This is a genomic window from Pseudomonas sp. B19125, assembly GCF_044218855.1.
GTDB lineage: Bacteria > Pseudomonadota > Gammaproteobacteria > Pseudomonadales > Pseudomonadaceae > Aquipseudomonas > Aquipseudomonas edaphica.
The window spans coordinates 1,097,927-1,120,835 of record NZ_CP162589.1; the positions used below are offsets into that span (position 1 = coordinate 1,097,927).

Genomic DNA, 22,909 nt, shown 5'->3' on the forward strand with positions numbered 1-22,909 from the left:
TAAATCCTGTCCTTTCTATGCAATGACCTTGCGCATGGCTATCATGCGTGCCTCATTGTGAGGCGATGCTTGCATGCTGACGTTGTTAACACTTCTCAAAGATGGTCGATTCCACTCCGGAGAGGCGCTCGGTGCTGCCCTGGGTGTCAGCCGCAGTGCTGTTTGGAAGCAGCTCCAGCATCTGGAGTCTGAATTGAACCTGCCCATTCATAAAATTCGCGGCAGGGGGTACCAGCTAGCATCTCCATTGGTGTTCTTGAGTGCTGAAGAAATTCAAGAGCGCGCTCCTGCTTTGGCGTGGCCTGTTTACATCTCTGACTCCATAGACTCCACCAATGCCGAGGCTTTGCGCCTCGTCGGCACAGGTTGCGCGGCGCCATTTCTGGTGCTTGCGGAGCAGCAAACGGCGGGAAGAGGGAGGCGGGGCCGCAAGTGGGTCAGTCCGTTTGCTCAAAACCTGTATTACAGCCTCGTATTGCGCATTGACGGCGGGCTGAGGCAGTTGGAAGGGCTTAGCCTTGTCGTCGGATTGGCAGTCATGCAGGCCCTGCGTGAGTTGGGTGTCCAGGGCGCCGCCTTGAAATGGCCGAATGACGTCCTGGTTGGGCAGAAAAAAATTGCCGGTATCTTGCTGGAGTTGGTTGGAGATCCCGCTGATGTTTGCCATGTTGTGCTCGGTATAGGGATCAACGTAAATATGCAGAAGGCGGCAGAGGTCGATCAGCAGTGGACGTCGGCGCAGTTGGAGACGGGCTCCCCTGTCGACCGAAATCACTTGGTCGCACGCCTTGGACTGCAGTTGCAAAGTCACCTGGAGCGACATAAGGCTTTCGGTTTTGCTGCGCTTCAGGAAGAGTGGGAGCGAAATCATTTGTGGCAGGGTAAGGCCGTATCTCTTATCGCGGGTGTTAACCAGATTGATGGTGTGGTGCTGGGTGTTGATCACCAGGGCGCGCTGCGGCTGAGTGTCGAGGGTGTCGAGAAAATATACAGCGGCGGTGAGTTAAGCCTGAGGTTGCGTGATGATTCTTGAGCTCGACTGTGGGAATAGCTTTATCAAGTGGCGTGTGCTCGATTCGCCTATGGCCAGGGCGTCCGCTGAGGGTGTTGTCGGCTCGGACCTTGAGTTGATCGAGGGCCTGAAGGCAATCCCGGGGTTGTCATTGACGCGCTGCCGCCTGGTAAGTGTTCGGGCCTCCGAAGAGACCGGGCAGTTGGTTGAGGCATTGCAGGGGGCATTTGGGGTTGTTGTGTCTTGTGCTGTCTCAGCGAGGGAGGCGGCGGGTGTACGTAACGGCTACGAAGAGTTTGAGCGTCTTGGGCTGGATCGTTGGTTGGCAATGCTCGGTGGTTTCAAGCTGGCATCAGGTGCCTGCCTGGTACTCGATTTCGGTACCGCAGCCACTGCAGACTTTATTGCTGCCGATGGTGAGCACCTTGGCGGCTTCATTTGCCCGGGAATGCCCCTCATGCGCAGCCAGTTGCGAACGCACACGCGCAAAATCCGCTACGACGATATTGCGGCAGAGCAGGCCCTGGCACGCCTCTCGCCGGGGCGGACGACTGTGGAAGCCGTTGAGCGGGGTTGTACGCTGATGCTCAGAGGGTTTGTTTTGACACAGCTTGAGTTGGCTCGGAGCTATTGGGGGAATGACTTCACGGTTTTTCTGACTGGCGGGGATGCTGACCTGGTCTCCGATGCCGTGCCTCACGCTCGTTTTGTTCCTGATCTGGTTTTTGTTGGTCTGGCGATGGCGTGCCCTTTGTCCTGAGGTATTTATGCGTTGGCTGTTTTTGCTTTTGCTCGTTCTCAATGCCTTCTATTACATCTGGCATCAACAGGAAGCCCCATTGCGTGCTAAAGATGTAACGCCACTGAGTCTCTATAAGGGCTCTCAGCAGGATATTCGCCTATTGAGTGAATCCTCTGACCCCATGGTTCGGCGCGACCGGGCAAAAGCGCCTGACGCACAAAGTACGTGTCTATACATCGGTGGTTTCGCTGATCAGCGCCAGGCCCAGTCGGTAGAGCAGCGCCTCATAAGCCTGGATATAAAGGTCAAAGTGCTTCTCCTCAATACGCCTGATGCCTCCGGCTATTGGCTTCGTGTCGCCCCTGAAAGCAGGAGGTTGGCTGAGGATCTGCCGTTTGAAAACCTTGCTAAGGAATTCAATGAGTTAAAACATAAAATAATGTTGTGCGAAGGCGTTGCAACTGTCGAATAGTTTGCATAGAATGGCGCCCGCTTCGCAGTGAAGACCTTTACGGTCTACAGCGTGAAGCGAAGGTCAACGCAGCTAACCTCATATTTTTAATGAGAAAATGCTTGACAGAAGGCCGGCGTGATGTAGAATGCCGGCTCGCTTAGGAGGGGTTCCCGAGCGGCCAAAGGGATCAGACTGTAAATCTGACGTCTACGACTTCGAAGGTTCGAATCCTTCCCCCTCCACCATTTTTAGCGTGAGCTGCAAGCTCCGCGGGTATAGTTTAGTGGTAGAACCTCAGCCTTCCAAGCTGATGATGCGGGTTCGATTCCCGCTACCCGCTCCAAGTTTGCAGGTTGTGCAATGTGTTTTGCTCTTGTAGCTCAGTTGGTAGAGCACACCCTTGGTAAGGGTGAGGTCAGCGGTTCAAATCCGCTCAAGAGCTCCATATAACAAGGCAGATATGAAAATATCTGCCTTTGTTTTAACAGCTGCCTCGGCTTGTTGGTGTTGCATTTGGCTTTGTTGCCAGGTGATTTCAAGTCTAGTGGGGTTGGTTGTTGTAAAGTCTTTTTCAGGCCTGCATAATGGTCGGCCTGATTTTGTTTTAGGTCAGTAGCTCAATTGGCAGAGCGACGGTCTCCAAAACCGTAGGTTGGGGGTTCGATTCCCTCCTGACCTGCCAGATTCACGTGGTGTGTCTGGCTTTCTTTTCACAGGATCTTCATAGATGACTCCTAAGGCTGAAGCTCAAAGCTCTCGTTTCGATCTCGTCAAGTGGCTCGCTGTGGTCGCGTTGGTGGTCGTAGGCGTTGTTGGCAATCAGTACTACTCTGCTTCGCCGATCCTGTACCGCGTACTCGCTTTGCTCGCTCTTGCTGCTGTAGCTGCCTTTGTAGGCCTGCAGACTGCCAAAGGCAAGTCTTTCGCGGTCCTGGTAAAGGAAGCTCGCACCGAAATTCGTAAAGTCGTTTGGCCGACTCGCCAAGAAACCACGCAGACCACATTGATTGTTGTGGCTGTTGTTCTGGTTATGGCGTTGCTGTTGTGGGGGCTTGATTCCCTGCTCGGCTGGCTTGTTTCCTTGATTGTTGGCTAAGGGTGTCCCGTGGCTAAGCGTTGGTACGTTGTGCATGCTTACTCGGGTTACGAGAAGCATGTTATGCGCTCTTTGCTAGAGCGCGTAAAGCTTGCAGGCATGGAAGATGGCTTCGGCGAAATTCTGGTTCCCACTGAAGAAGTGGTTGAAATGCGGAATGGTCAGAAGCGCAAAAGCGAACGCAAGTTCTTCCCTGGCTACGTGCTGGTTCAGATGGACATGAATGAAGGTACTTGGCACTTGGTCAAGGACACTCCTCGTGTCATGGGTTTCATCGGCGGTACTGCTGATAAGCCTGCTCCGATCACCGACAAAGAGGCGGAAGCAATTCTGCGTCGCGTTGCTGACGGTAGCGACAAGCCTAAGCCGAAGACGTTGTTCGAGCCGGGTGAGGTTGTTCGTGTCACAGATGGTCCGTTTGCTGATTTCAACGGCACCGTCGAAGAAGTTAACTACGAAAAGAGCCGGATCCAAGTGGCAGTGCTCATTTTCGGTCGCTCTACTCCGGTAGAGTTGGAGTTCAGCCAGGTCGAGAAGGTCTAGCTGAGCAAGCATCCCAACCCCGCAGCCTTAGGCTGTGGGGTTTTGTCGTCACTGGGATAAACGCGCAAGTAACCGGGGAGCCTTTCGAGGCGCTTGAACCCGTAATTGGAGTGCCTCATGGCCAAGAAGATTACCGCTTACATCAAGCTGCAAGTGAAGGCCGCTCAGGCCAACCCAAGTCCACCTGTCGGCCCGGCTCTGGGTCAGCACGGCGTGAACATCATGGAATTCTGCAAGGCCTTCAACGCCCGTACTCAGGGTCTTGAGCCAGGTCTGCCGACTCCAGTGATCATCACTGTATACAGCGACCGTAGCTTCACTTTCGAAACCAAGTCGACCCCGGCTTCGGTTTTGCTGAAGAAAGCTGCTGGTCTGACTAGCGGTTCCGCTCGTCCTAACACCGTTAAGGTTGGCACCGTAACTCGTGCTCAGCTGGAAGAAATCGCGAAAACCAAAAACGCGGATCTGACTGCAGCTGATATGGATGCAGCCGTGCGTACCATCGCCGGTTCTGCTCGTAGCATGGGCCTTAACGTGGAGGGTGTGTAATGGCTAAGCTGACCAAGCGCCAAAAGGCTATCGCCGGCAAAATCGAAGCAGGCAAGGCCTACAACTTTGTAGACGCCGCTGCCCTGCTGACCGAGCTGTCGACTGTCAAGTTCAGCGAGTCCGTTGACGTTGCTGTAAACCTGGGTGTTGACCCACGTAAATCCGACCAGGTCGTTCGTAGCGCTACTGTGCTGCCACACGGTACTGGCAAGACTGTACGTGTTGCTGTCTTCACCCAAGGCCCGGCAGCTGAAGCTGCTCTGGCCGCCGGCGCTGATCGCGTTGGCATGGACGACCTGGCTGCCGAAATGAAAGGCGGCGACCTGAACTACGACGTAGTTATTGCTTCCCCGGATGCAATGCGCGTTGTAGGTCAGTTGGGTCAGATCCTCGGTCCACGTGGTCTGATGCCTAACCCTAAAGTCGGCACCGTAACGCCAGACGTAGCTACCGCGGTTAAAAACGCCAAGGCTGGTCAGGTTCGTTATCGCACCGACAAAAACGGCATCATTCACACCTCCGTTGGCAAAGTCGGCTTCGATGCCGTCAAGCTGAAGGAAAACGTTGAAGCCCTGATCGCTGATCTGAAGCGTATCAAGCCAGCTTCTTCGAAAGGTATCTACGTCAAGCGCGTTACCCTGAGCACCACTATGGGCCCAGGTCTGGTCATCGACCAAGGCTCGCTGGACGTATAAGAAATACGTTGGTGCGAGAGATCGCGCCAATTGAAAAAATTGGGGTCCCTGCCTGGCGGGGGCTATCCAAGACCGTAGGCGGCGCAAGCCTTAAACCTCAAGCCTACGCAGATGGTGCTCCCGGTTCCTTACCGAATCAGACACCAAAACGACATCCGGCTTCGGCCAGATGAAACGGTAACAAGCAGGAGTTAAACCCGTGGCAATTAATCTCGAAGACAAGAAGGCCATCGTCGCTGAAGTCAACGAGGCTGCCAAAGCTGCTCTGTCCGCTGTCGTGGCTGATGCCCGTGGTGTGACAGTAGGCGCTATGACCGGACTCCGTAAAGAGGCTCGTGAAGCTGGCGTATACGTACGTGTTGTACGTAATACCCTGCTCAAGCGCGCTGTTGCTGACACTGAATACAGTGTTCTCAATGACGTGTTCACCGGCCCGACTCTGATCGCGTTCTCCAAAGATCACCCGGGTGCTGCTGCCCGTTTGTTCAAGGAATTCGCCAAGAGTCAGGATAAGTTCGAGATCAAGGCAGCTGCGTTCGAGGGCAAGTTCCTCGCAGCTAACCAAATCGACGTACTGGCAACACTGCCGACCCGTAACGAAGCTATTTCTCAGCTGATGAGCGTGATTCAAGGCGCTACCAGCAAGTTGGCTCGTACTCTGGCCGCAGTTCGCGAGCAAAAAGAAGCTGCCGCAGCCTAAGGCTGAGCACCTCCTTTCGCGTATTTTTGTTTATTTCGATGGCCGCGTAGGCCGTCCCCCAATTCAGGAAATACAGTAATGTCTATCTCCCAAGAAGATATCCTCAACGCCGTAGCTGAAATGTCGGTTCTGCAGGTTGTTGAGCTGATCAAAGCTTTCGAAGAAAAATTCGGCGTTTCCGCTGCCGCTGCTTCCGCTGGCCCAGCTGTTGCTGCTGTTGCTGCTGAAGAGCAAACCGAATTCAACGTCATGCTGCTGGAAGCTGGCGAGAAGAAAGTAAACGTGATCAAGGCAGTTCGTGAACTGACCGGTCTGGGCCTGAAAGAAGCCAAGGCTGTAGTTGACGGCGCTCCTGCCCAGGTTCTGGAAGCAGTGTCGAAAGACGCCGCTGACAAAGCTAAAGCAGTGCTGGAAGAAGCAGGCGCTAAAGTCGAGCTGAAGTAAGCATCGACCTTGCGTCTCCAGCCCAAGCGTTAAGCTGAAGGCTGATGGCTGGTGGCTCTTGCCACCGGCCTTTTTCCGTTCTTGGCTGTCGACTCGGTCGCCGCCAATTACGCGCTGTAACCACCCGATGCGGTGGTGCAAACCATGGGGTTTGCAAGATTTTCTGGCTGCTCCCGTCGGAGGGGCCAAACAAGCAGGTGACCAAGCTGGGGAACGCTGATGGCTTACTCATATACTGAGAAAAAACGTATCCGCAAGGACTTTAGCAAGTTGCCGGACGTCATGGATGTCCCGTACCTTCTGGCTATCCAGCTGGATTCGTATCGTGAATTCTTGCAGGCGGGAGCGACCAAAGATCAGTTCCGCGACGTGGGCCTGCATGCGGCCTTCAAATCCGTTTTCCCGATCATCAGCTACTCCGGCAATGCTGCGCTGGAGTACGTGGGTTATCGCCTGGGCGAACCGGCATTTGATGTCAAAGAATGCGTGTTGCGCGGTGTTACGTACGCCGTACCTTTGCGGGTAAAAGTCCGCCTGATCATTTTCGACAAAGAATCGTCGAACAAAGCGATCAAGGACATCAAAGAGCAAGAAGTCTACATGGGCGAAATCCCACTGATGACTGAAAACGGTACCTTCGTAATCAACGGTACCGAGCGTGTTATTGTTTCCCAGCTGCACCGTTCCCCGGGCGTGTTCTTCGACCACGACCGCGGCAAGACGCACAGCTCCGGTAAACTCCTGTACTCCGCGCGGATCATTCCGTACCGCGGTTCGTGGTTGGACTTCGAGTTCGACCCGAAAGACTGCGTGTTCGTGCGTATCGACCGTCGTCGCAAGCTGCCGGCCTCGGTACTGCTGCGCGCGCTCGGTTACACCACTGAGCAGGTGCTGGACGCTTTCTATACCACCAACGTATTCAGCCTGAAGGATGAAACCCTCAGCCTGGAGCTGATTGCTTCGCGTCTGCGTGGTGAAATTGCCGTTCTGGACATTCAGGACGAAAACGGCAAAGTGATCGTTGAAGCGGGTCGTCGTATTACTGCGCGCCACATCAACCAGATCGAAAAAGCCGGCATCAAGTCGCTGGAAGTGCCTCTGGACTACGTCCTGGGTCGCACCACCGCCAAGGTTATCGTTCACCCGGCTACAGGCGAAATCCTGGCTGAGTGCAACACCGAGCTGAACACCGAAATCCTGGCAAAAATCGCCAAGGCCCAGGTTGTTCGCATCGAGACCCTGTACACCAACGACATCGACTGCGGTCCGTTCATCTCCGACACACTGAAGATCGACTCCACCAGCAACCAATTGGAAGCGCTGGTCGAGATCTATCGCATGATGCGTCCTGGTGAGCCACCGACCAAAGACGCTGCCGAGACCCTGTTCAACAACCTGTTCTTCAGCCCTGAGCGTTATGACCTGTCTGCGGTCGGCCGGATGAAGTTCAACCGTCGTATCGGTCGTACCGAGATCGAAGGTTCGGGCGTGCTGTGCAAGGAAGATATCGTCGCGGTACTGAAGACTCTGGTCGACATCCGTAACGGTAAAGGCATCGTCGATGACATCGACCACCTGGGTAACCGTCGTGTTCGCTGCGTAGGCGAAATGGCCGAAAACCAGTTCCGCGTTGGCCTTGTGCGTGTTGAGCGTGCGGTCAAAGAGCGTCTGTCGATGGCTGAAAGCGAAGGCCTGATGCCGCAAGACCTGATCAACGCCAAGCCAGTGGCTGCGGCAGTGAAAGAGTTCTTCGGTTCCAGCCAGCTTTCCCAGTTCATGGACCAGAACAACCCGCTCTCCGAGATCACCCACAAGCGCCGTGTTTCTGCACTGGGCCCGGGCGGTCTGACCCGTGAGCGTGCTGGCTTTGAAGTTCGTGACGTACACCCGACGCACTACGGTCGTGTTTGCCCGATCGAAACGCCGGAAGGTCCGAACATCGGTCTGATCAACTCCCTGGCCGCTTATGCGCGCACCAACCAGTACGGCTTCCTCGAGAGCCCGTACCGCGTGGTGAAAGACGCTCTGGTCACCGACGAGATCGTATTCCTGTCCGCCATCGAAGAAGCTGATCACGTGATCGCTCAGGCTTCGGCCACGATGAACGACAAGAAAGTCCTGATCGACGAGCTGGTAGCTGTTCGTCACTTGAACGAGTTCACCGTCAAGGCGCCGGAAGACGTCACCTTGATGGACGTTTCGCCGAAGCAGGTAGTTTCGGTTGCAGCGTCGCTGATCCCGTTCCTGGAACACGATGACGCCAACCGTGCGTTGATGGGTTCCAACATGCAGCGTCAAGCTGTACCAACCCTGCGCGCTGACAAGCCGCTGGTAGGTACCGGCATGGAGCGTAACGTAGCCCGTGACTCCGGCGTTTGCGTCGTAGCCCGTCGTGGCGGCGTGATCGACTCAGTTGATGCCAGCCGTATCGTGGTTCGTGTTGCCGATGATGAAGTTGAAACTGGCGAAGCCGGTGTCGACATCTACAACCTGACCAAATACACCCGCTCGAACCAGAACACCTGCATCAACCAGCGTCCGCTGGTGAGCAAGGGTGACCGCGTTCAGCGTAGCGACATCATGGCCGACGGCCCGTCCACCGACATGGGTGAACTGGCTCTGGGTCAGAACATGCGCATCGCGTTCATGGCATGGAACGGCTTCAACTTCGAAGACTCCATCTGCCTGTCCGAGCGTGTTGTTCAAGAAGACCGTTTCACCACGATCCACATTCAGGAACTGACCTGTGTGGCACGTGATACCAAGCTTGGGCCAGAGGAAATCACTGCAGACATCCCGAACGTGGGTGAAGCTGCACTGAACAAGCTGGACGAAGCCGGTATCGTTTACGTAGGTGCTGAAGTTGGCGCAGGCGACATCCTGGTAGGTAAGGTCACTCCGAAAGGCGAGACCCAACTGACTCCGGAAGAGAAGCTGCTGCGTGCCATCTTCGGTGAAAAAGCCAGCGACGTTAAAGACACCTCCCTGCGTGTACCTACCGGTACCAAGGGTACTGTCATCGACGTACAGGTCTTCACCCGTGACGGCGTTGAGCGTGATGCTCGTGCACTGTCCATCGAGAAGACTCAACTCGACGAGATCCGCAAGGACCTGAACGAAGAGTTCCGTATCGTTGAAGGCGCGACCTTCGAACGTCTGCGTTCCGCTCTGGTAGGCCACAAGGCTGAAGGCGGCGCAGGTCTGAAGAAAGGTCAGGACATCACCGACGAAGTACTCGACGGTCTTGAGCACGGCCAGTGGTTCAAACTGCGCATGGCTGAAGATGCTCTGAACGAGCAGCTCGAGAAGGCCCAGGCCTACATCGTTGATCGCCGCCGTCTGCTGGACGACAAGTTCGAAGACAAGAAGCGCAAACTGCAGCAGGGCGATGACCTGGCTCCAGGCGTGCTGAAAATCGTCAAGGTTTACCTGGCAATCCGTCGCCGCATCCAGCCGGGCGACAAGATGGCCGGTCGTCACGGTAACAAAGGTGTGGTCTCCGTGATCATGCCGGTTGAAGACATGCCGCACGATGCCAATGGCACCCCGGTCGACGTCGTCCTCAACCCGTTGGGCGTACCTTCGCGTATGAACGTTGGTCAGATCCTCGAAACCCACCTGGGCCTCGCGGCCAAAGGTCTGGGCGAGAAGATCAACCGTATGATCGAAGAGCAGCGCAAGGTTGCTGACCTGCGTAAGTTCCTGCACGAGATCTACAACGAGATCGGCGGTCGCAACGAAGAGCTGGACACCTTCTCCGACCAGGAAATCCTGGACCTGGCGAAGAACCTGCGCGGCGGCGTTCCAATGGCTACCCCGGTGTTCGACGGTGCCAAGGAAAGCGAAATCAAGGCCATGCTGAAACTGGCAGACCTGCCGGAAAGCGGCCAGATGCAGCTGTTCGACGGCCGTACCGGCAACAAGTTTGAGCGCCCGGTTACTGTTGGCTACATGTACATGCTGAAGCTGAACCACTTGGTAGACGACAAGATGCACGCTCGTTCTACCGGTTCGTACAGCCTGGTTACCCAGCAGCCGCTGGGTGGTAAGGCTCAGTTCGGTGGTCAGCGTTTCGGGGAGATGGAGGTCTGGGCACTGGAAGCATACGGTGCTGCATACACTCTGCAAGAAATGCTCACAGTGAAGTCGGACGATGTGAACGGTCGGACCAAGATGTACAAAAACATCGTGGACGGCGATCACCGTATGGAGCCGGGCATGCCCGAGTCCTTCAACGTGTTGATCAAAGAAATTCGTTCCCTCGGCATCGATATCGATCTGGAAACCGAATAACACGTGACGCGAATCGAGAGCGGGGTTGTTTAGCCCGCTCTCTGCTCCGCCAGGAGGAAAGGCCTTGAAAGACCTACTGAATTTGCTGAAAAACCAGGGTCAAGTCGAAGAGTTCGACGCCATCCGTATTGGGTTGGCATCGCCTGAGATGATCCGTTCGTGGTCGTTCGGTGAAGTTAAAAAGCCGGAAACCATCAACTACCGTACGTTCAAACCTGAGCGTGACGGCCTGTTCTGCGCCAAGATCTTTGGCCCGGTAAAGGATTACGAGTGCCTGTGCGGTAAGTACAAGCGCTTGAAGCACCGTGGTGTGATCTGCGAGAAGTGCGGCGTTGAAGTTGCACTGGCCAAGGTTCGTCGTGAGCGCATGGCGCACATCGAACTGGCTTCGCCGGTTGCCCACATCTGGTTCCTGAAATCGCTGCCGTCCCGTATCGGCTTGCTGATGGACATGACCCTGCGTGATATCGAACGCGTTCTCTACTTCGAGAGCTATGTCGTTATCGATCCAGGCATGACCACCCTTGAAAAAGGTCAGCTGCTGAACGACGAGCAGTACTTCGAAGCGCTGGAAGAATTCGGCGACGACTTTGATGCCCGTATGGGTGCCGAGGCTGTCCGCGAGCTGCTGCACGCTATCGACCTGGAGCACGAGATTGGCCGTCTGCGCGAAGAAATTCCGCAAACCAACTCCGAAACCAAGATCAAGAAACTGTCCAAGCGTCTGAAGTTGATGGAAGCCTTCCAGGGTTCCGGCAACTTGCCAGAGTGGATGGTGCTGACCGTTCTGCCGGTTCTGCCGCCAGACCTGCGTCCGCTGGTACCGTTGGACGGTGGTCGTTTCGCGACGTCCGACCTCAACGACCTGTACCGCCGCGTGATCAACCGTAACAACCGCTTGAAGCGCCTGCTCGATCTGTCCGCTCCGGACATCATCGTGCGCAACGAAAAGCGTATGTTGCAAGAAGCTGTCGATGCCTTGCTCGACAACGGCCGTCGTGGCCGCGCTATCACCGGTTCGAACAAGCGTCCTCTGAAATCCTTGGCTGACATGATCAAGGGTAAGCAAGGTCGTTTCCGTCAGAACTTGCTCGGTAAGCGTGTTGACTACTCCGGTCGTTCGGTAATTACCGTAGGCCCGACCCTGCGTCTGCACCAGTGCGGTCTGCCCAAGAAGATGGCACTTGAGCTGTTCAAGCCATTCATCTTCGGCAAGCTGGAAATGCGCGGTCTCGCGACCACCATCAAAGCGGCCAAGAAAATGGTCGAGCGCGAACTGCCAGAGGTTTGGGACGTTCTCGCTGAAGTGATTCGCGAACACCCGGTTCTCCTCAACCGTGCACCGACCCTTCACCGTCTGGGTATCCAGGCGTTTGAACCAGTACTGATCGAAGGTAAGGCTATCCAGCTGCACCCTCTGGTCTGTGCTGCGTACAACGCCGACTTCGACGGCGACCAAATGGCCGTGCACGTACCGCTGACACTGGAAGCCCAGTTGGAAGCGCGCGCGTTGATGATGTCGACCAACAACATTCTGTCGCCAGCCAACGGTGAGCCAATCATCGTTCCGTCGCAGGACGTTGTATTGGGTCTGTACTACATGACTCGTGAAGCGATCAACGCCAAAGGTGAAGGTCGTGTGTTCGCTGACCTGCAAGAAGTTGACCGTGTGTTCCGTGCCGGCGAAGCCGCACTGCACGCCAAGGTCAAAGTGCGGATCAACGAAACCGTCAACGACCGTGATGGCGGCAGCGTGAGCGGCACCCGTATTGTCGACACCACTGTCGGCCGTGCCTTGCTGTATCAAGTTGTGCCAAAAGGCCTGTCGTACGACGTCGTCAACTTGCCGATGAAGAAAAAGGCGATCTCCAAGCTGATCAACCAGTGCTACCGCGTGGTTGGTTTGAAAGAGACCGTGATCTTCGCTGACCAGCTGATGTACACCGGCTTTGCTTATTCGACCATTTCCGGCGTTTCCATCGGTGTTAACGACTTCGTTATCCCGGATGAAAAAGCCCAGATCATCAATGCTGCAACTGATGAAGTGAAAGAAATCGAAAGCCAGTACGCCTCCGGCCTGGTAACCCAGGGCGAGAAGTACAACAAAGTGATCGACCTTTGGTCCAAGGCCAACGACGAAGTGTCGAAGGCGATGATGGCTAACCTCTCGAAAGAGAAGGTTATCGACCGTCATGGCGTAGAAGTCGATCAAGAGTCGTTCAACTCGATGTACATGATGGCCGACTCGGGCGCACGGGGTTCTGCTGCGCAGATCCGTCAGCTCGCCGGTATGCGTGGCCTGATGGCCAAGCCGGACGGCTCCATCATCGAAACGCCGATTACTGCGAACTTCCGTGAAGGTTTGAGCGTACTTCAGTACTTCATCTCCACTCACGGTGCTCGTAAGGGTCTTGCGGATACCGCGTTGAAAACGGCTAACTCCGGTTACCTGACTCGTCGTCTGGTAGACGTTGCGCAAGACTTGGTTGTGACTGAAGTTGACTGCGGCACCGAACACGGTCTGCTGATGACTCCGCACATCGAAGGCGGCGACGTTGTAGAGCCGTTGGGTGAGCGCGTACTGGGTCGAGTAATTGCCCGTGACGTATTCAAGCCAGGTACCGAGGAAGTTATCGTTCCTGCTGGCACCCTGGTGGATGAAAAGTGGGTCGAGTTCATCGAACTCAACAGCATCGACGAAGTGATTGTTCGCTCGCCGATCAGCTGCGAAACCCGCTACGGCATTTGCGCCAAGTGCTACGGCCGTGACTTGGCTCGTGGTCACCAGGTGAACATCGGTGAAGCGGTTGGCGTAATTGCTGCCCAGTCCATCGGTGAGCCGGGTACCCAGCTGACCATGCGTACGTTCCACATCGGTGGTGCGGCAAGCCGGACCTCCGCAGCTGACAGCGTTCAGGTGAAGAACGGCGGTACTGTCCGTCTGCACAACCTGAAACACGTTGAGCGAGTGGATGGTTGCCTGGTTGCTGTGTCCCGTTCCGGTGAGCTGGCAATCGCTGATGACTACGGTCGTGAGCGCGAGCGTTACAAGCTGCCGTACGGTGCTGTGATCTCGGTTAAAGAAGGTGACAAGGTCGACGCTGGCGCAATCGTGGCCAAGTGGGATCCGCACACTCACCCAATCGTTACCGAAATGAAAGGTACCGTGACCTACGTGGGCATGGAAGAAGGCATCACGATCAAGCGTCAGACTGACGAATTGACCGGTATGACCAACATTGAAGTACTCGACGCGAAAGATCGTCCAGCTGCCGGTAAAGACATCCGTCCTGCCGTTAAGATGGTTGACGACAACGGCAAGGACTTGTTGCTGCCAGGCACTGACGTAATCGCTCAGTACTTCCTGCCAGCCAACGCCCTGGTCGGTGTAGCGGATGGTGCGAAGATCGCGATCGGTGATGTTATCGCGCGTATCCCGCAAGAAACTTCGAAGACTCGCGACATCACCGGTGGTCTGCCGCGTGTTGCCGACTTGTTCGAAGCTCGTCGTCCGAAAGAAGCGTCGATTCTGGCTGAAGTCAGCGGCACCATCGCGTTCGGTAAAGAGACCAAAGGCAAGCGCCGTCTGGTCATTACCCCGAACGATGGTACTGATCCGTACGAAGAGCTGATTCCGAAGTGGCGTCACCTGAACGTCTTCGAAGGCGAACAGGTAAACCGCGGCGAAGTTATCTCCGACGGCCCGAGCGATCCACACGACATCCTGCGTCTGCTGGGTGTGAGTGCGCTGGCCAAGTACATCGTTAACGAGATCCAGGACGTTTACCGTCTGCAAGGCGTGAAGATCAACGATAAGCACATCGAGACCATCCTGCGTCAGATGCTGCGTAAAGTTGAAATCGCTGAATCCGGCGATTCCAGTTTCATCAAGGGCGACCAGATGGAACTGACTCACGTACTGGTAGAAAACGAACGTCTGGGCGCGGAAGACAAATTTGTCTCCAAGTTCACTCGTGTGTTGCTGGGTATCACCAAGGCGTCGTTGTCCACTGAGTCGTTCATCTCGGCGGCCTCCTTCCAGGAGACCACTCGCGTACTGACCGAAGCAGCGGTAACCGGCAAGCGCGATTACCTGCGCGGCCTGAAAGAAAACGTAGTCGTGGGTCGTTTGATCCCGGCAGGTACCGGTTTGGCTTACCACAGCGAGCGCAAGCGCCGCCGTGATGCTGACAAGCCGCTGCGCGTAAGCGCCAGTGAAGTGGAAGCTGCACTGACCGAAGCGCTGAACTCAAGCGGTAACTGAGTTCTGCGATAAATAAGTCTGGGCCCTGGCAGCCCCCATTCGTCGGATCGAGGCATTTTTGTCCCGGTTCGATGAGAGGGGAGGTCGGGGCCTTGCCTTGACTGGGGGCAAGATCCTCTTTAGACTCTTGTACCCCTAAATTTGGCGGGAATTCGTTCCTGCCATTTTGCTTTTCTTGCAAGACAATAGCGTCGCAAGACAACAGTGGAGCTAGTAGATGGCAACTATCAACCAGCTGGTACGTCAGCCGCGTAAGCGTATCGTCGAGAAATCCGACGTACCTGCGCTGCAGAACTGCCCGCAACGTCGTGGCGTATGCACTCGTGTGTATACCACCACGCCGAAAAAACCTAACTCGGCACTGCGTAAAGTATGCCGTGTGCGTCTGACCAACGGTTTCGAGGTTTCCTCGTACATCGGCGGTGAAGGCCACAACCTGCAAGAGCACAGCGTGGTACTGATCCGCGGCGGTCGTGTAAAAGACTTGCCAGGTGTTCGTTACCACACCGTACGCGGCTCCTTGGATACTTCCGGCGTTAAAGGTCGTAACCAGGGTCGTTCGAAGTACGGTACCAAGAAGCCTAAGTAGTAGCGGCTTTTTGTAAAACTGAATCATCTTATTTTCTGAGTCGATAAGAGTAAGGTCGGAGGCGTCCCGAAAGGGCACCGATTCCGAGCGAACCTGAAGACCGTTTGAGGGCTTATCCATGCCAAGAAGACGCGTAGCAGCCAAGCGCGAAGTGCTTGACGATCCAAAATACGGAAGCCAAATTCTGGCCAAGTTCATGAACCACGTGATGGAAAGCGGCAAGAAAGCCGTTGCCGAGCGTATCGTTTATGGCGCGCTGGAAAAGGTTAAAGAACGCAAGAACAGCGACCCCCTGGAAATCTTCGAGAAAGCTCTCGACGCCATCGCTCCGCTGGTCGAAGTGAAGTCGCGCCGTGTAGGCGGTGCTACTTACCAGGTTCCGGTCGAAGTTCGTCCGTCCCGTCGTAACGCTCTGGCAATGCGCTGGTTGGTAGACTTCGCCCGTAAGCGCGGCGAGAAGTCTATGGCTCTGCGTTTGGCCGGCGAGCTGTTGGACGCCGCTGAAGGTAAAGGTGCTGCTGTTAAGAAGCGTGAAGACGTGCACCGTATGGCTGAAGCTAACAAAGCTTTCTCGCACTACCGCTTCTAATCTTAGCTTCACTAATTTTGCGAGGGCTTTATGGCTCGTACTACTCCGATTAGCCGCTACCGTAACATCGGTATCGTTGCTCACGTGGATGCTGGTAAAACCACCACCACCGAGCGCGTACTGTTTTACACCGGCAAAAGTCACAAAATGGGCGAGGTGCATGACGGCGCCGCGACCACAGACTGGATGGTTCAGGAGCAGGAGCGTGGTATTACCATTACTTCTGCTGCTATTACCGCCTTCTGGAAGGGTTCCGAGAAGCAGTACAAAGACGAGCATCGCTTCAACGTAATCGATACACCAGGCCACGTAGACTTCACCATTGAAGTTGAGCGTTCCCTGCGCGTACTCGACGGCGCTGTCGTTGTGTTCTGCGGTACCTCGGGTGTTGAGCCTCAGTCGGAAACCGTATGGCGTCAAGCCAACAAGTACGGCGTTCCACGTCTTGTTTACGTAAACAAGATGGACCGTGCTGGTGCCAACTTCCTGCGCGTGATCGGTCAGATCAAACAGCGCCTGGGTCACACTCCGGTGCCAATTCAATTGGCAATCGGCTCCGAAGACAACTTCCAGGGTCAGATCGATCTGATCAACATGGAAGCTGTTTACTGGAATGACTCCGACAAAGGTATGGTTCCTGTTCGTAAGCCTATCCCTGCAGAACTGCAGGAACTGGCTGACGAGTGGCGCAACAACATGGTTGAGGCTGCGGCCGAAGCCAGCGAAGAGCTGATGAACAAGTACCTCGAGGGTGAAGAACTCACCAACGTGGAAATCAAGGCCGCTCTGCGTCAGCGTACTATCGCTGGTGAGATCGTCTTGGCTGTTTGCGGTTCCTCGTTCAAGAACAAGGGCGTTCCCCTGGTTCTCGATGCTGTGATCGACTACCTGCCTGCTCCAACCGATATTCCTGCTATCAAGGGTACCAACCCTGATAACGAGGAAGAAGAAATGGAGCGTCATGCAGACGACAGCGAGCCGTTCTCGGCCCTGGCGTTCAAGATCGCTACCGACCCATTCGTGGGTACTTTGACCTTCGTCCGTGTTTACTCGGGCGTGTTGGCATCCGGCGACGGCGTGATCAACTCGGTTAAAGGCAAGAAAGAGCGCGTGGGTCGTATGGTGCAAATGCACGCAAACGCCCGTGAAGAGATCAAGGAAGTACGCGCTGGTGACATCGCGGCCCTGATCGGCATGAAGGACGTCACCACTGGTGAGACTTTGTGCGACGCTGCCAAGCCAATCATCCTGGTTCGCATGGACTTCCCGGAGCCGGTTATTTCGGTTGCCGTAGAGCCTAAGACCAAGGATGACCAGGAAAAAATGGGTATCGCTTTGGGCAAACTTGCTCAGGAAGATCCATCTTTCCGCGTCAAGACTGATGAAGAGACTGGTCAAACGATCATCTCCGGCATGGGCGAGCTGCACCTGGACATCCTGGTTGACCGGATGCGCCGTGAGTTCAACGTCGAAGCCAACATCGGTAAGCCTCAGGTTTCCTATCGTGAGCGCATCACGAAGAACTGTGAAATCGAAGGCAAGTTCGTTCGTCAGTCCGGCGGTCGTGGTCAGTTCGGTCACTGCTGGATCCGTTTTGCTCCTGCTGACGAAGGTCAGGAAGGTCTGCAATTCGTGAACGAAGTAGTGGGTGGTGTTGTTCCTAAGGAATACATCCCTGCTATCCAGAAGGGTATCGAAGAGCAGATGAAGAACGGTGTTGTTGCCGGCTATCCGCTGATCGGCCTGAAAGCAACCGTTTTTGACGGTTCTTACCACGACGTCGACTCCAACGAGATGGCGTTTAAGGTGGCTGCTTCCATGGCAACCAAGCAACTGGCTCAGAAGGGCGGTGGTGAGTTGCTTGAGCCAATCATGGCGGTAGAAGTTGTTACACCTGAAGACTATATGGGTGATGTCATGGGCGACCTTAACCGTCGTCGCGGCATGATCTTGGGTATGGAAGACACGGTTTCCGGCAAAGTGATTCGCGCCGAGGTTCCGTTGGGTGAGATGTTCGGTTATGCGACCGACGTTCGCTCCATGTCCCAGGGTCGCGCAAGCTACTCTATGGAATTCAAAAAATACAACACAGCTCCGGCGCACATCGCTGAAACTGTATCCAAAAAACAAGGCTGATTCAGTCCTTTAGGCAAGGAGTTAATTGTCGTGGCTAAAGAAAAATTTGATCGTTCCCTACCGCACGTCAACGTTGGCACCATCGGTCACGTTGACCACGGTAAAACCACTCTGACTGCTGCTCTGACTCGCGTTTGCTCCGAAGTATTCGGTTCCGCAATCGTTGATTTCGATAAAATCGACAGCGCGCCAGAAGAAAAAGCTCGTGGTATCACCATCAACACCGCGCACGTTGAATACAACTCGCTGATCCGTCACTACGCTCACGTTGACTGCCCAGGTCACGCTGACTATGTGAAGAACATGATCACCGGTGCTGCCCAGATGGACGGCGCGATCCTGGTTTGCTCGGCCGCTGATGGTCCGATGCCACAAACCCGTGAGCACATCCTGCTGTCCCGTCAGGTAGGCGTTCCGTACATCGTGGTTTACCTGAACAAGGCCGACCTGGTAGACGACGCTGAGCTGCTGGAACTGGTTGAGATGGAAGTGCGCGATCTGCTGAGCACTTACGACTTCCCAGGCGACGACACTCCGATCATCATCGGTTCTGCTCGTATGGCTCTGGAAGGCAAAGACGACAACGAAATGGGCACCACGTCCGTTCGTAAGCTGGTTGAGACTCTGGACAGCTACATCCCAGATCCAGTTCGTGTTATCGACAAGCCGTTCCTGATGCCAATCGAAGACGTATTCTCGATCTCCGGTCGCGGTACTGTTGTAACTGGTCGTATCGAGCGCGGTATCGTCAAGGTTCAAGATCCACTGGAAATCGTTGGTCTGCGTGACACTACCGTCACCACCTGCACCGGTGTTGAAATGTTCCGTAAACTGCTCGACGAAGGTCGTGCTGGCGAGAACTGCGGCGTTCTGCTGCGTGGTACCAAGCGTGACGACGTTGAGCGTGGCCAGGTTCTGGTTAAGCCAGGTTCGGTTAAGCCGCACACCAAGTTCGAAGCTGAAGTGTACGTGCTGAGCAAAGAAGAAGGCGGCCGTCACACTCCGTTCTTCAAAGGCTACCGTCCACAGTTCTACTTCCGTACTACCGACGTAACCGGTAACTGCGAACTGCCGGAAGGCGTAGAAATGGTAATGCCAGGCGACAACATCAAAATGGTTGTCACCCTGATCAAAACCATCGCTATGGAAGACGGCCTGCGTTTCGCAATCCGTGAAGGCGGCCGTACCGTTGGTGCTGGCGTTGTAGCTAAAATCATCGAGTAATTATCTCTTCTGAGATAGCTCTGATGTTTTGAAAAGGCCCCCGCTCAGCGGGGGCCTTTTTTATTGGGTTGACACCTATCAGGGCCGTCTATAGAATTGCGCCTCCTTTTAACGGGCGTATTGCGCTCGCTGGGAATAGCAGCCGGAGTCTGAAATCCAATGCAAAATCAGCAAATCCGTATCAGGTTGAAGGCTTTTGACCATCGCCTGATCGACCAATCCACCCAGGAAATCGTGGAAACCGCGAAACGTACTGGTGCTCAAGTGCGTGGTCCAATTCCACTGCCTACCCGTAAAGAGCGGTTCACCGTTCTGGTCTCCCCGCACGTCAACAAAGACGCGCGTGACCAGTACGAGATCCGTACTCATAAGCGCGTACTGGACATCGTCCAGCCAACGGATAAAACCGTTGATGCACTTATGAAGCTTGATCTGGCGGCCGGTGTGGAAGTACAGATCAGCCTCGGCTAAGACTTGGGTCTTAGTCGTGTAACGCTCTGAAATGGGCGGCCATAGCGGGTGAAAGCCCCGTACACTCATGAGGTTTACAACATGACTATTGGTGTAGTCGGTCGTAAATGCGGTATGACCCGTATTTTCACCGAAGAAGGTGTCTCCATTCCGGTCACGGTCATTGAGATCGAGCCGAATCGCGTCACCCAGTTCAAAACTGAAGAAACCGATGGCTATCGTGCAGTGCAAGTCACTGTCGGCGAGCGTCGTGCTTCGCGCGTGACTGCTGCTCAAGCAGGTCACTTCGCTAAAGCAAACGTTGCAGCTGGTCGCACTGTTATGGAGTTCCGTCTCGAAGACGGCGACTACCAGGCTGGCGATCTGATCAACGCTGAAATCTTCGCCGCTGGTCAACTGGTTGATGTAACCGGTCAGTCCAAGGGTAAAGGCTTCCAGGGTACGATCAAGCGTTGGAATTTCCGTGGCCAAGACAACACTCACGGTAACTCCGTTTCCCACCGCGTCCCGGGCTCTATTGGCCAGTGCCAGACTCCTGGTCGTGTATTCAAGGGCAAAAAAATGTCCGGTCATATGGGCGCTGAGCGCGTGACCGTGCAGTCCCTCGAAGTAGTGCGCGTCGACGCTGAACGCAATCTGTTGTTGGTCAAGGGTGCTGTTCCTGGCGCTACTGGCGGCAACCTGGTTGTACGTCCAGCGGCCAAGGCTCGCGGTTAAGGGGAAGCTGACATGCAATTAAATGTAAATGACGCTCAAGCGATCGAAGTTTCCGAACTGACATTTGGCGGCGAATTCAACGAGACGCTGGTTCACCAAGCAGTCGTGGCCTACATGGCCGGCGGCCGTCAAGGTAGCAAGCAGCAAAAGACCCGTTCCGACGTACGTGGTGGCGGTAAGCGCCCTTGGCGTCAGAAAGGTACTGGCCGTGCTCGTGCCGGTACTATCCGTAGCCCAATCTGGCGTGGCGGCGGTACCACTTTCGCAGCTCGTCCACAGGATCACACTCAGAAGCTCAACAAGAAGATGTATCGCGCAGCACTGCGCTCCATCCTTGCTGAACTCGTGCGTACTGATCGTCTGGTCGTGGTTCAAGACTTCGCTGTTGAAAGTCCAAAAACCAAAGATCTGCTGGGCAAACTGAACAACATGAGCCTGACCGACGTTTTGATCGTGTCGGAAGCTGTTGATCAGAACCTGTACCTGGCTGCTCGCAACCTGCCACACGTTGATGTACGTGACGTGCAAGGTTCCGATCCAGTTAGTCTGATCGCATACGACAAGGTGTTGATCACCGTGTCGGCCGTGAAGAAATTCGAGGAGCTGCTGGGATGAACCAGGAACGCGTATTTAAAGTTCTGCTTGGCCCGCACGTTTCCGAAAAGGCTACGGTTCTGGCTGACAAGAAAGGCCAGTTCGTTTTCAAGGTTGCAACTGACGCAACCAAGCTGGAAATCAAGAAGGCCGTCGAAAGCCTGTTCAGCGTGAAAGTAGAGCGTGTTACTACCCTGAATGTTCTGGGTAAGAGCAAGCGCACTGCTCGCGGTCTGGGCAAGCGTAATGACTGGAAGAAGGCAGTTATCTCCCTTCAGCCAGGCCAAGATCTCGATTTCAGCAGCAGTGCTGAGTAAGGAAGGGGTGCATCATGGCAATCGTTAAATGCAAACCGACTTCCCCTGGCCGCCGTTTTGTGGTCAAGGTGGTCAACCAGGAGCTGCATAAAGGCGCTCCTCACGCACCGCTGCTCGAGAAAAAATCGAAGACTGGTGGTCGTAACAACAATGGTCGTATTACCACTCGTCACATCGGTGGTGGCCATAAGCAGCATTATCGTCTGGTCGATTTCCGTCGCAACGACAAAGATGGCATCTCTGCCACTGTCGAGCGTATCGAATACGATCCAAACCGTACTGCTCACATCGCTCTGCTGCTGTACGCAGATGGCGAGCGTCGCTACATCATCGCCCCTAAAGGCGTGAGTGCTGGTGACCAGCTGATCGCAGGTGCTTTGGCACCGATCAAGCCGGGCAACGCTCTGCAACTGCGTAACATTCCAGTTGGTAGCACCGTACACGGCATCGAATTGAAGCCAGGTAAAGGCGCGCAAATCGCTCGTTCCGCTGGTGCTTCGGCTCAGCTGATCGCTCGTGAAGGTGTCTACGTGACCCTGCGTCTGCGTTCTGGTGAGATGCGTAAAGTGCTGGCTGAATGCCGCGCGACCTTGGGCGAAGTCTCGAACTCCGAGCACAGCCTGCGTTCGCTGGGTAAAGCTGGTGCCAAACGCTGGCGTGGCGTTCGCCCAACCGTTCGTGGTGTTGCCATGAACCCGGTTGACCACCCACACGGTGGTGGTGAAGGTCGTACCTCTGGTGGTCGTCATCCGGTATCGCCATGGGGCTTCCCGACTAAGGGCGCGAAGACTCGTGGTAATAAGCGTACCGACAAAATGATCGTCCGTCGTCGCAAGTAAATAGAGGGATACGACAGTGCCACGTTCTCTGAAAAAAGGTCCTTTTATTGATCTTCACCTACTGAAGAAGATCGAAGTGGCGGCGGAAAAGAACGATCGCAAACCAGTTAAGACCTGGTCGCGTCGTTCGATGATCCTGCCACAAATGGTCGGTCTGACCATCGCAGTACACAACGGTCGCCAACACGTCCCAGTTCTCGTTAACGAAGACATGGTCGGCCACAAACTGGGCGAGTTTGCCGGTACCCGCACTTATCGTGGGCACGTGGCAGACAAGAAAGCCAAGCGTTAAGGGGTTAGGAAATGGAAGTAGCCGCTAAGTTGTCGGGCGCTCGAATCTCCGCCCAGAAAGCCCGCTTGGTCGCCGACCAGATCCGCGGGAAGAAGGTGGGCGAAGCGCTCAACCTGTTGGCTTTCAGCAGTAAGAAAGCCGCCGAGATCATGAAGAAAGTGCTGGAGTCGGCCGTAGCCAACGCCGAGCATAACGAAGGCGCAGACGTTGATGACCTGAAGGTCAGCACCGTTTTCGTCAACGAAGGGCGTTCGCTGAAGCGCATCATGCCACGTGCCAAAGGCCGTGCTGATCGCATCGTCAAGCGGTCTTGCCATATCACTGTCAAGGTTGCTGACAAGTAACGGAG

At 55.1% G+C, this 22,909-nt stretch carries 22 protein-coding genes and 4 tRNA genes; all 26 read left to right on the top strand.

What is annotated here, in order from left to right:
- Positions 1-73 precede the first annotated feature (73 nt).
- The 26 genes from birA (at position 74) to rplV (ending at position 22,904) form a co-directional block, all read left to right on the top strand.
- A complete protein-coding gene (birA, locus tag AB4P96_RS04925) occupies positions 74-1,033 on the top strand; it encodes a bifunctional biotin--[acetyl-CoA-carboxylase] ligase/biotin operon repressor BirA (RefSeq protein ID WP_017135958.1) in 960 nt (319 codons plus the stop codon).
- Positions 1,023-1,772: a pantothenate kinase gene (locus AB4P96_RS04930; protein ID WP_017135959.1), complete on the top strand. Its 750-nt coding sequence runs from the start codon at positions 1,023-1,025 to the stop codon at positions 1,770-1,772. Before birA ends, AB4P96_RS04930 begins: the two co-directional genes overlap by 11 nt.
- Before the next feature lie 7 nt (positions 1,773-1,779).
- A complete protein-coding gene (locus tag AB4P96_RS04935) occupies positions 1,780-2,226 on the top strand; it encodes a hypothetical protein (protein ID WP_017135960.1) in 447 nt (148 codons plus the stop codon).
- Between the two features lie 142 nt (positions 2,227-2,368).
- Positions 2,369-2,453: transfer RNA gene (locus AB4P96_RS04940), tRNA-Tyr, on the top strand.
- Positions 2,454-2,477: 24 nt separating this feature from the next.
- Positions 2,478-2,551 (top strand) — tRNA-Gly (locus AB4P96_RS04945).
- Positions 2,552-2,577: 26 nt separating this feature from the next.
- Positions 2,578-2,653, top strand: a tRNA-Thr gene (locus tag AB4P96_RS04950).
- A 161-nt stretch (positions 2,654-2,814) separates the two neighbouring features.
- Positions 2,815-2,890: transfer RNA gene (locus AB4P96_RS04955), tRNA-Trp, on the top strand.
- Between the two features lie 45 nt (positions 2,891-2,935).
- Positions 2,936-3,304 (top strand): preprotein translocase subunit SecE, encoded by a 369-nt coding sequence (secE, locus tag AB4P96_RS04960; RefSeq protein ID WP_003194658.1) that lies wholly within the window; start codon positions 2,936-2,938, stop codon positions 3,302-3,304.
- Between the two features lie 9 nt (positions 3,305-3,313).
- Positions 3,314-3,847: a transcription termination/antitermination protein NusG gene (nusG, locus tag AB4P96_RS04965; protein WP_003176436.1), complete on the top strand. Its 534-nt coding sequence runs from the start codon at positions 3,314-3,316 to the stop codon at positions 3,845-3,847.
- A gap of 117 nt (positions 3,848-3,964) precedes the next feature.
- Positions 3,965-4,396: a 50S ribosomal protein L11 gene (rplK, locus tag AB4P96_RS04970; RefSeq protein ID WP_003176435.1), complete on the top strand. Its 432-nt coding sequence runs from the start codon at positions 3,965-3,967 to the stop codon at positions 4,394-4,396.
- Positions 4,396-5,091, top strand: a complete 696-nt coding sequence (gene rplA, locus AB4P96_RS04975) for a 50S ribosomal protein L1 (RefSeq protein ID WP_003232403.1) — start codon at positions 4,396-4,398, stop codon at positions 5,089-5,091. The genes rplK and rplA overlap by 1 nt, the downstream gene beginning before the upstream one ends.
- Before the next feature lie 199 nt (positions 5,092-5,290).
- Positions 5,291-5,791, top strand: coding sequence for a 50S ribosomal protein L10 (gene rplJ / locus AB4P96_RS04980; protein WP_003176433.1), 501 nt, complete (start codon positions 5,291-5,293; stop codon positions 5,789-5,791).
- Between the two features lie 78 nt (positions 5,792-5,869).
- Positions 5,870-6,235, top strand: coding sequence for a 50S ribosomal protein L7/L12 (rplL, locus tag AB4P96_RS04985; RefSeq protein WP_010566858.1), 366 nt, complete (start codon positions 5,870-5,872; stop codon positions 6,233-6,235).
- 219 nt (positions 6,236-6,454) lie between these two features.
- Positions 6,455-10,528, top strand: coding sequence for a DNA-directed RNA polymerase subunit beta (gene rpoB, locus AB4P96_RS04990; protein WP_017135961.1), 4,074 nt, complete (start codon positions 6,455-6,457; stop codon positions 10,526-10,528).
- Positions 10,529-10,592: 64 nt separating this feature from the next.
- Positions 10,593-14,792 carry a DNA-directed RNA polymerase subunit beta' gene (rpoC, locus tag AB4P96_RS04995; RefSeq protein ID WP_017135962.1) on the top strand — a complete coding sequence of 1,400 codons (4,200 nt, stop codon included), beginning with the start codon at positions 10,593-10,595 and terminating at the stop codon, positions 14,790-14,792.
- 217 nt (positions 14,793-15,009) lie between these two features.
- Positions 15,010-15,381: a 30S ribosomal protein S12 gene (rpsL, locus tag AB4P96_RS05000; RefSeq protein ID WP_002555494.1), complete on the top strand. Its 372-nt coding sequence runs from the start codon at positions 15,010-15,012 to the stop codon at positions 15,379-15,381.
- A gap of 118 nt (positions 15,382-15,499) precedes the next feature.
- Entirely contained in the window at positions 15,500-15,970 is a 471-nt protein-coding gene (gene rpsG / locus AB4P96_RS05005; RefSeq protein WP_002555493.1) for a 30S ribosomal protein S7, read from the top strand.
- A gap of 30 nt (positions 15,971-16,000) precedes the next feature.
- A complete protein-coding gene (fusA, locus tag AB4P96_RS05010; RefSeq protein ID WP_010206921.1) occupies positions 16,001-18,106 on the top strand; it encodes an elongation factor G in 2,106 nt (701 codons plus the stop codon).
- A gap of 30 nt (positions 18,107-18,136) precedes the next feature.
- Entirely contained in the window at positions 18,137-19,330 is a 1,194-nt protein-coding gene (tuf, locus tag AB4P96_RS05015) for an elongation factor Tu (RefSeq protein ID WP_003176426.1), read from the top strand.
- 159 nt (positions 19,331-19,489) lie between these two features.
- Complete coding sequence (rpsJ, locus tag AB4P96_RS05020) at positions 19,490-19,801, top strand: 30S ribosomal protein S10 (protein WP_003186070.1); 312 nt, start codon at positions 19,490-19,492, stop codon at positions 19,799-19,801.
- Between the two features lie 81 nt (positions 19,802-19,882).
- Positions 19,883-20,518 (top strand): 50S ribosomal protein L3, encoded by a 636-nt coding sequence (gene rplC / locus AB4P96_RS05025; protein WP_003194649.1) that lies wholly within the window; start codon positions 19,883-19,885, stop codon positions 20,516-20,518.
- Positions 20,519-20,530: 12 nt separating this feature from the next.
- Positions 20,531-21,133, top strand: coding sequence for a 50S ribosomal protein L4 (gene rplD / locus AB4P96_RS05030; RefSeq protein ID WP_017135963.1), 603 nt, complete (start codon positions 20,531-20,533; stop codon positions 21,131-21,133).
- Positions 21,130-21,429 (top strand): 50S ribosomal protein L23, encoded by a 300-nt coding sequence (rplW, locus tag AB4P96_RS05035; RefSeq protein ID WP_002555488.1) that lies wholly within the window; start codon positions 21,130-21,132, stop codon positions 21,427-21,429. Before rplD ends, rplW begins: the two co-directional genes overlap by 4 nt.
- 14 nt (positions 21,430-21,443) lie before the next feature.
- Entirely contained in the window at positions 21,444-22,268 is an 825-nt protein-coding gene (gene rplB / locus AB4P96_RS05040) for a 50S ribosomal protein L2 (RefSeq protein WP_003176423.1), read from the top strand.
- 16 nt (positions 22,269-22,284) lie between these two features.
- On the top strand, positions 22,285-22,560 hold the full coding sequence (gene rpsS / locus AB4P96_RS05045; protein WP_002555486.1) for a 30S ribosomal protein S19: 276 nt from the start codon (positions 22,285-22,287) through the stop codon (positions 22,558-22,560).
- Positions 22,561-22,571: 11 nt separating this feature from the next.
- Positions 22,572-22,904, top strand: a complete 333-nt coding sequence (gene rplV / locus AB4P96_RS05050) for a 50S ribosomal protein L22 (RefSeq protein ID WP_003103908.1) — start codon at positions 22,572-22,574, stop codon at positions 22,902-22,904.
- Positions 22,905-22,909 lie beyond the last annotated feature (5 nt).

What these genes read in the sequence shown, in the direction of transcription:
- rplA (WP_003232403.1), top strand. Translation starts at nt 4,396, where the DNA reads ATGGCTAAGCTGACCAAGCGCCAAAAGGCTATCGCCGGCAAAATCGAA.
- rplV (WP_003103908.1), top strand. Translation starts at nt 22,572, where the DNA reads ATGGAAGTAGCCGCTAAGTTGTCGGGCGCTCGAATCTCCGCCCAGAAA.
- secE (WP_003194658.1), top strand. Translation starts at nt 2,936, where the DNA reads ATGACTCCTAAGGCTGAAGCTCAAAGCTCTCGTTTCGATCTCGTCAAG.
- rplD (WP_017135963.1), top strand. Translation starts at nt 20,531, where the DNA reads ATGCAATTAAATGTAAATGACGCTCAAGCGATCGAAGTTTCCGAACTG.
- rpsL (WP_002555494.1), top strand. Translation starts at nt 15,010, where the DNA reads ATGGCAACTATCAACCAGCTGGTACGTCAGCCGCGTAAGCGTATCGTC.
- rpoB (WP_017135961.1), top strand. Translation starts at nt 6,455, where the DNA reads ATGGCTTACTCATATACTGAGAAAAAACGTATCCGCAAGGACTTTAGC.
- fusA (WP_010206921.1), top strand. Translation starts at nt 16,001, where the DNA reads ATGGCTCGTACTACTCCGATTAGCCGCTACCGTAACATCGGTATCGTT.
- rpsJ (WP_003186070.1), top strand. Translation starts at nt 19,490, where the DNA reads ATGCAAAATCAGCAAATCCGTATCAGGTTGAAGGCTTTTGACCATCGC.
- rplC (WP_003194649.1), top strand. Translation starts at nt 19,883, where the DNA reads ATGACTATTGGTGTAGTCGGTCGTAAATGCGGTATGACCCGTATTTTC.
- rplW (WP_002555488.1), top strand. Translation starts at nt 21,130, where the DNA reads ATGAACCAGGAACGCGTATTTAAAGTTCTGCTTGGCCCGCACGTTTCC.
- rpsG (WP_002555493.1), top strand. Translation starts at nt 15,500, where the DNA reads ATGCCAAGAAGACGCGTAGCAGCCAAGCGCGAAGTGCTTGACGATCCA.
- AB4P96_RS04930 (WP_017135959.1), top strand. Translation starts at nt 1,023, where the DNA reads ATGATTCTTGAGCTCGACTGTGGGAATAGCTTTATCAAGTGGCGTGTG.
- rplK (WP_003176435.1), top strand. Translation starts at nt 3,965, where the DNA reads ATGGCCAAGAAGATTACCGCTTACATCAAGCTGCAAGTGAAGGCCGCT.
- AB4P96_RS04935 (WP_017135960.1), top strand. Translation starts at nt 1,780, where the DNA reads ATGCGTTGGCTGTTTTTGCTTTTGCTCGTTCTCAATGCCTTCTATTAC.
- rplL (WP_010566858.1), top strand. Translation starts at nt 5,870, where the DNA reads ATGTCTATCTCCCAAGAAGATATCCTCAACGCCGTAGCTGAAATGTCG.
- rplB (WP_003176423.1), top strand. Translation starts at nt 21,444, where the DNA reads ATGGCAATCGTTAAATGCAAACCGACTTCCCCTGGCCGCCGTTTTGTG.
- birA (WP_017135958.1), top strand. Translation starts at nt 74, where the DNA reads ATGCTGACGTTGTTAACACTTCTCAAAGATGGTCGATTCCACTCCGGA.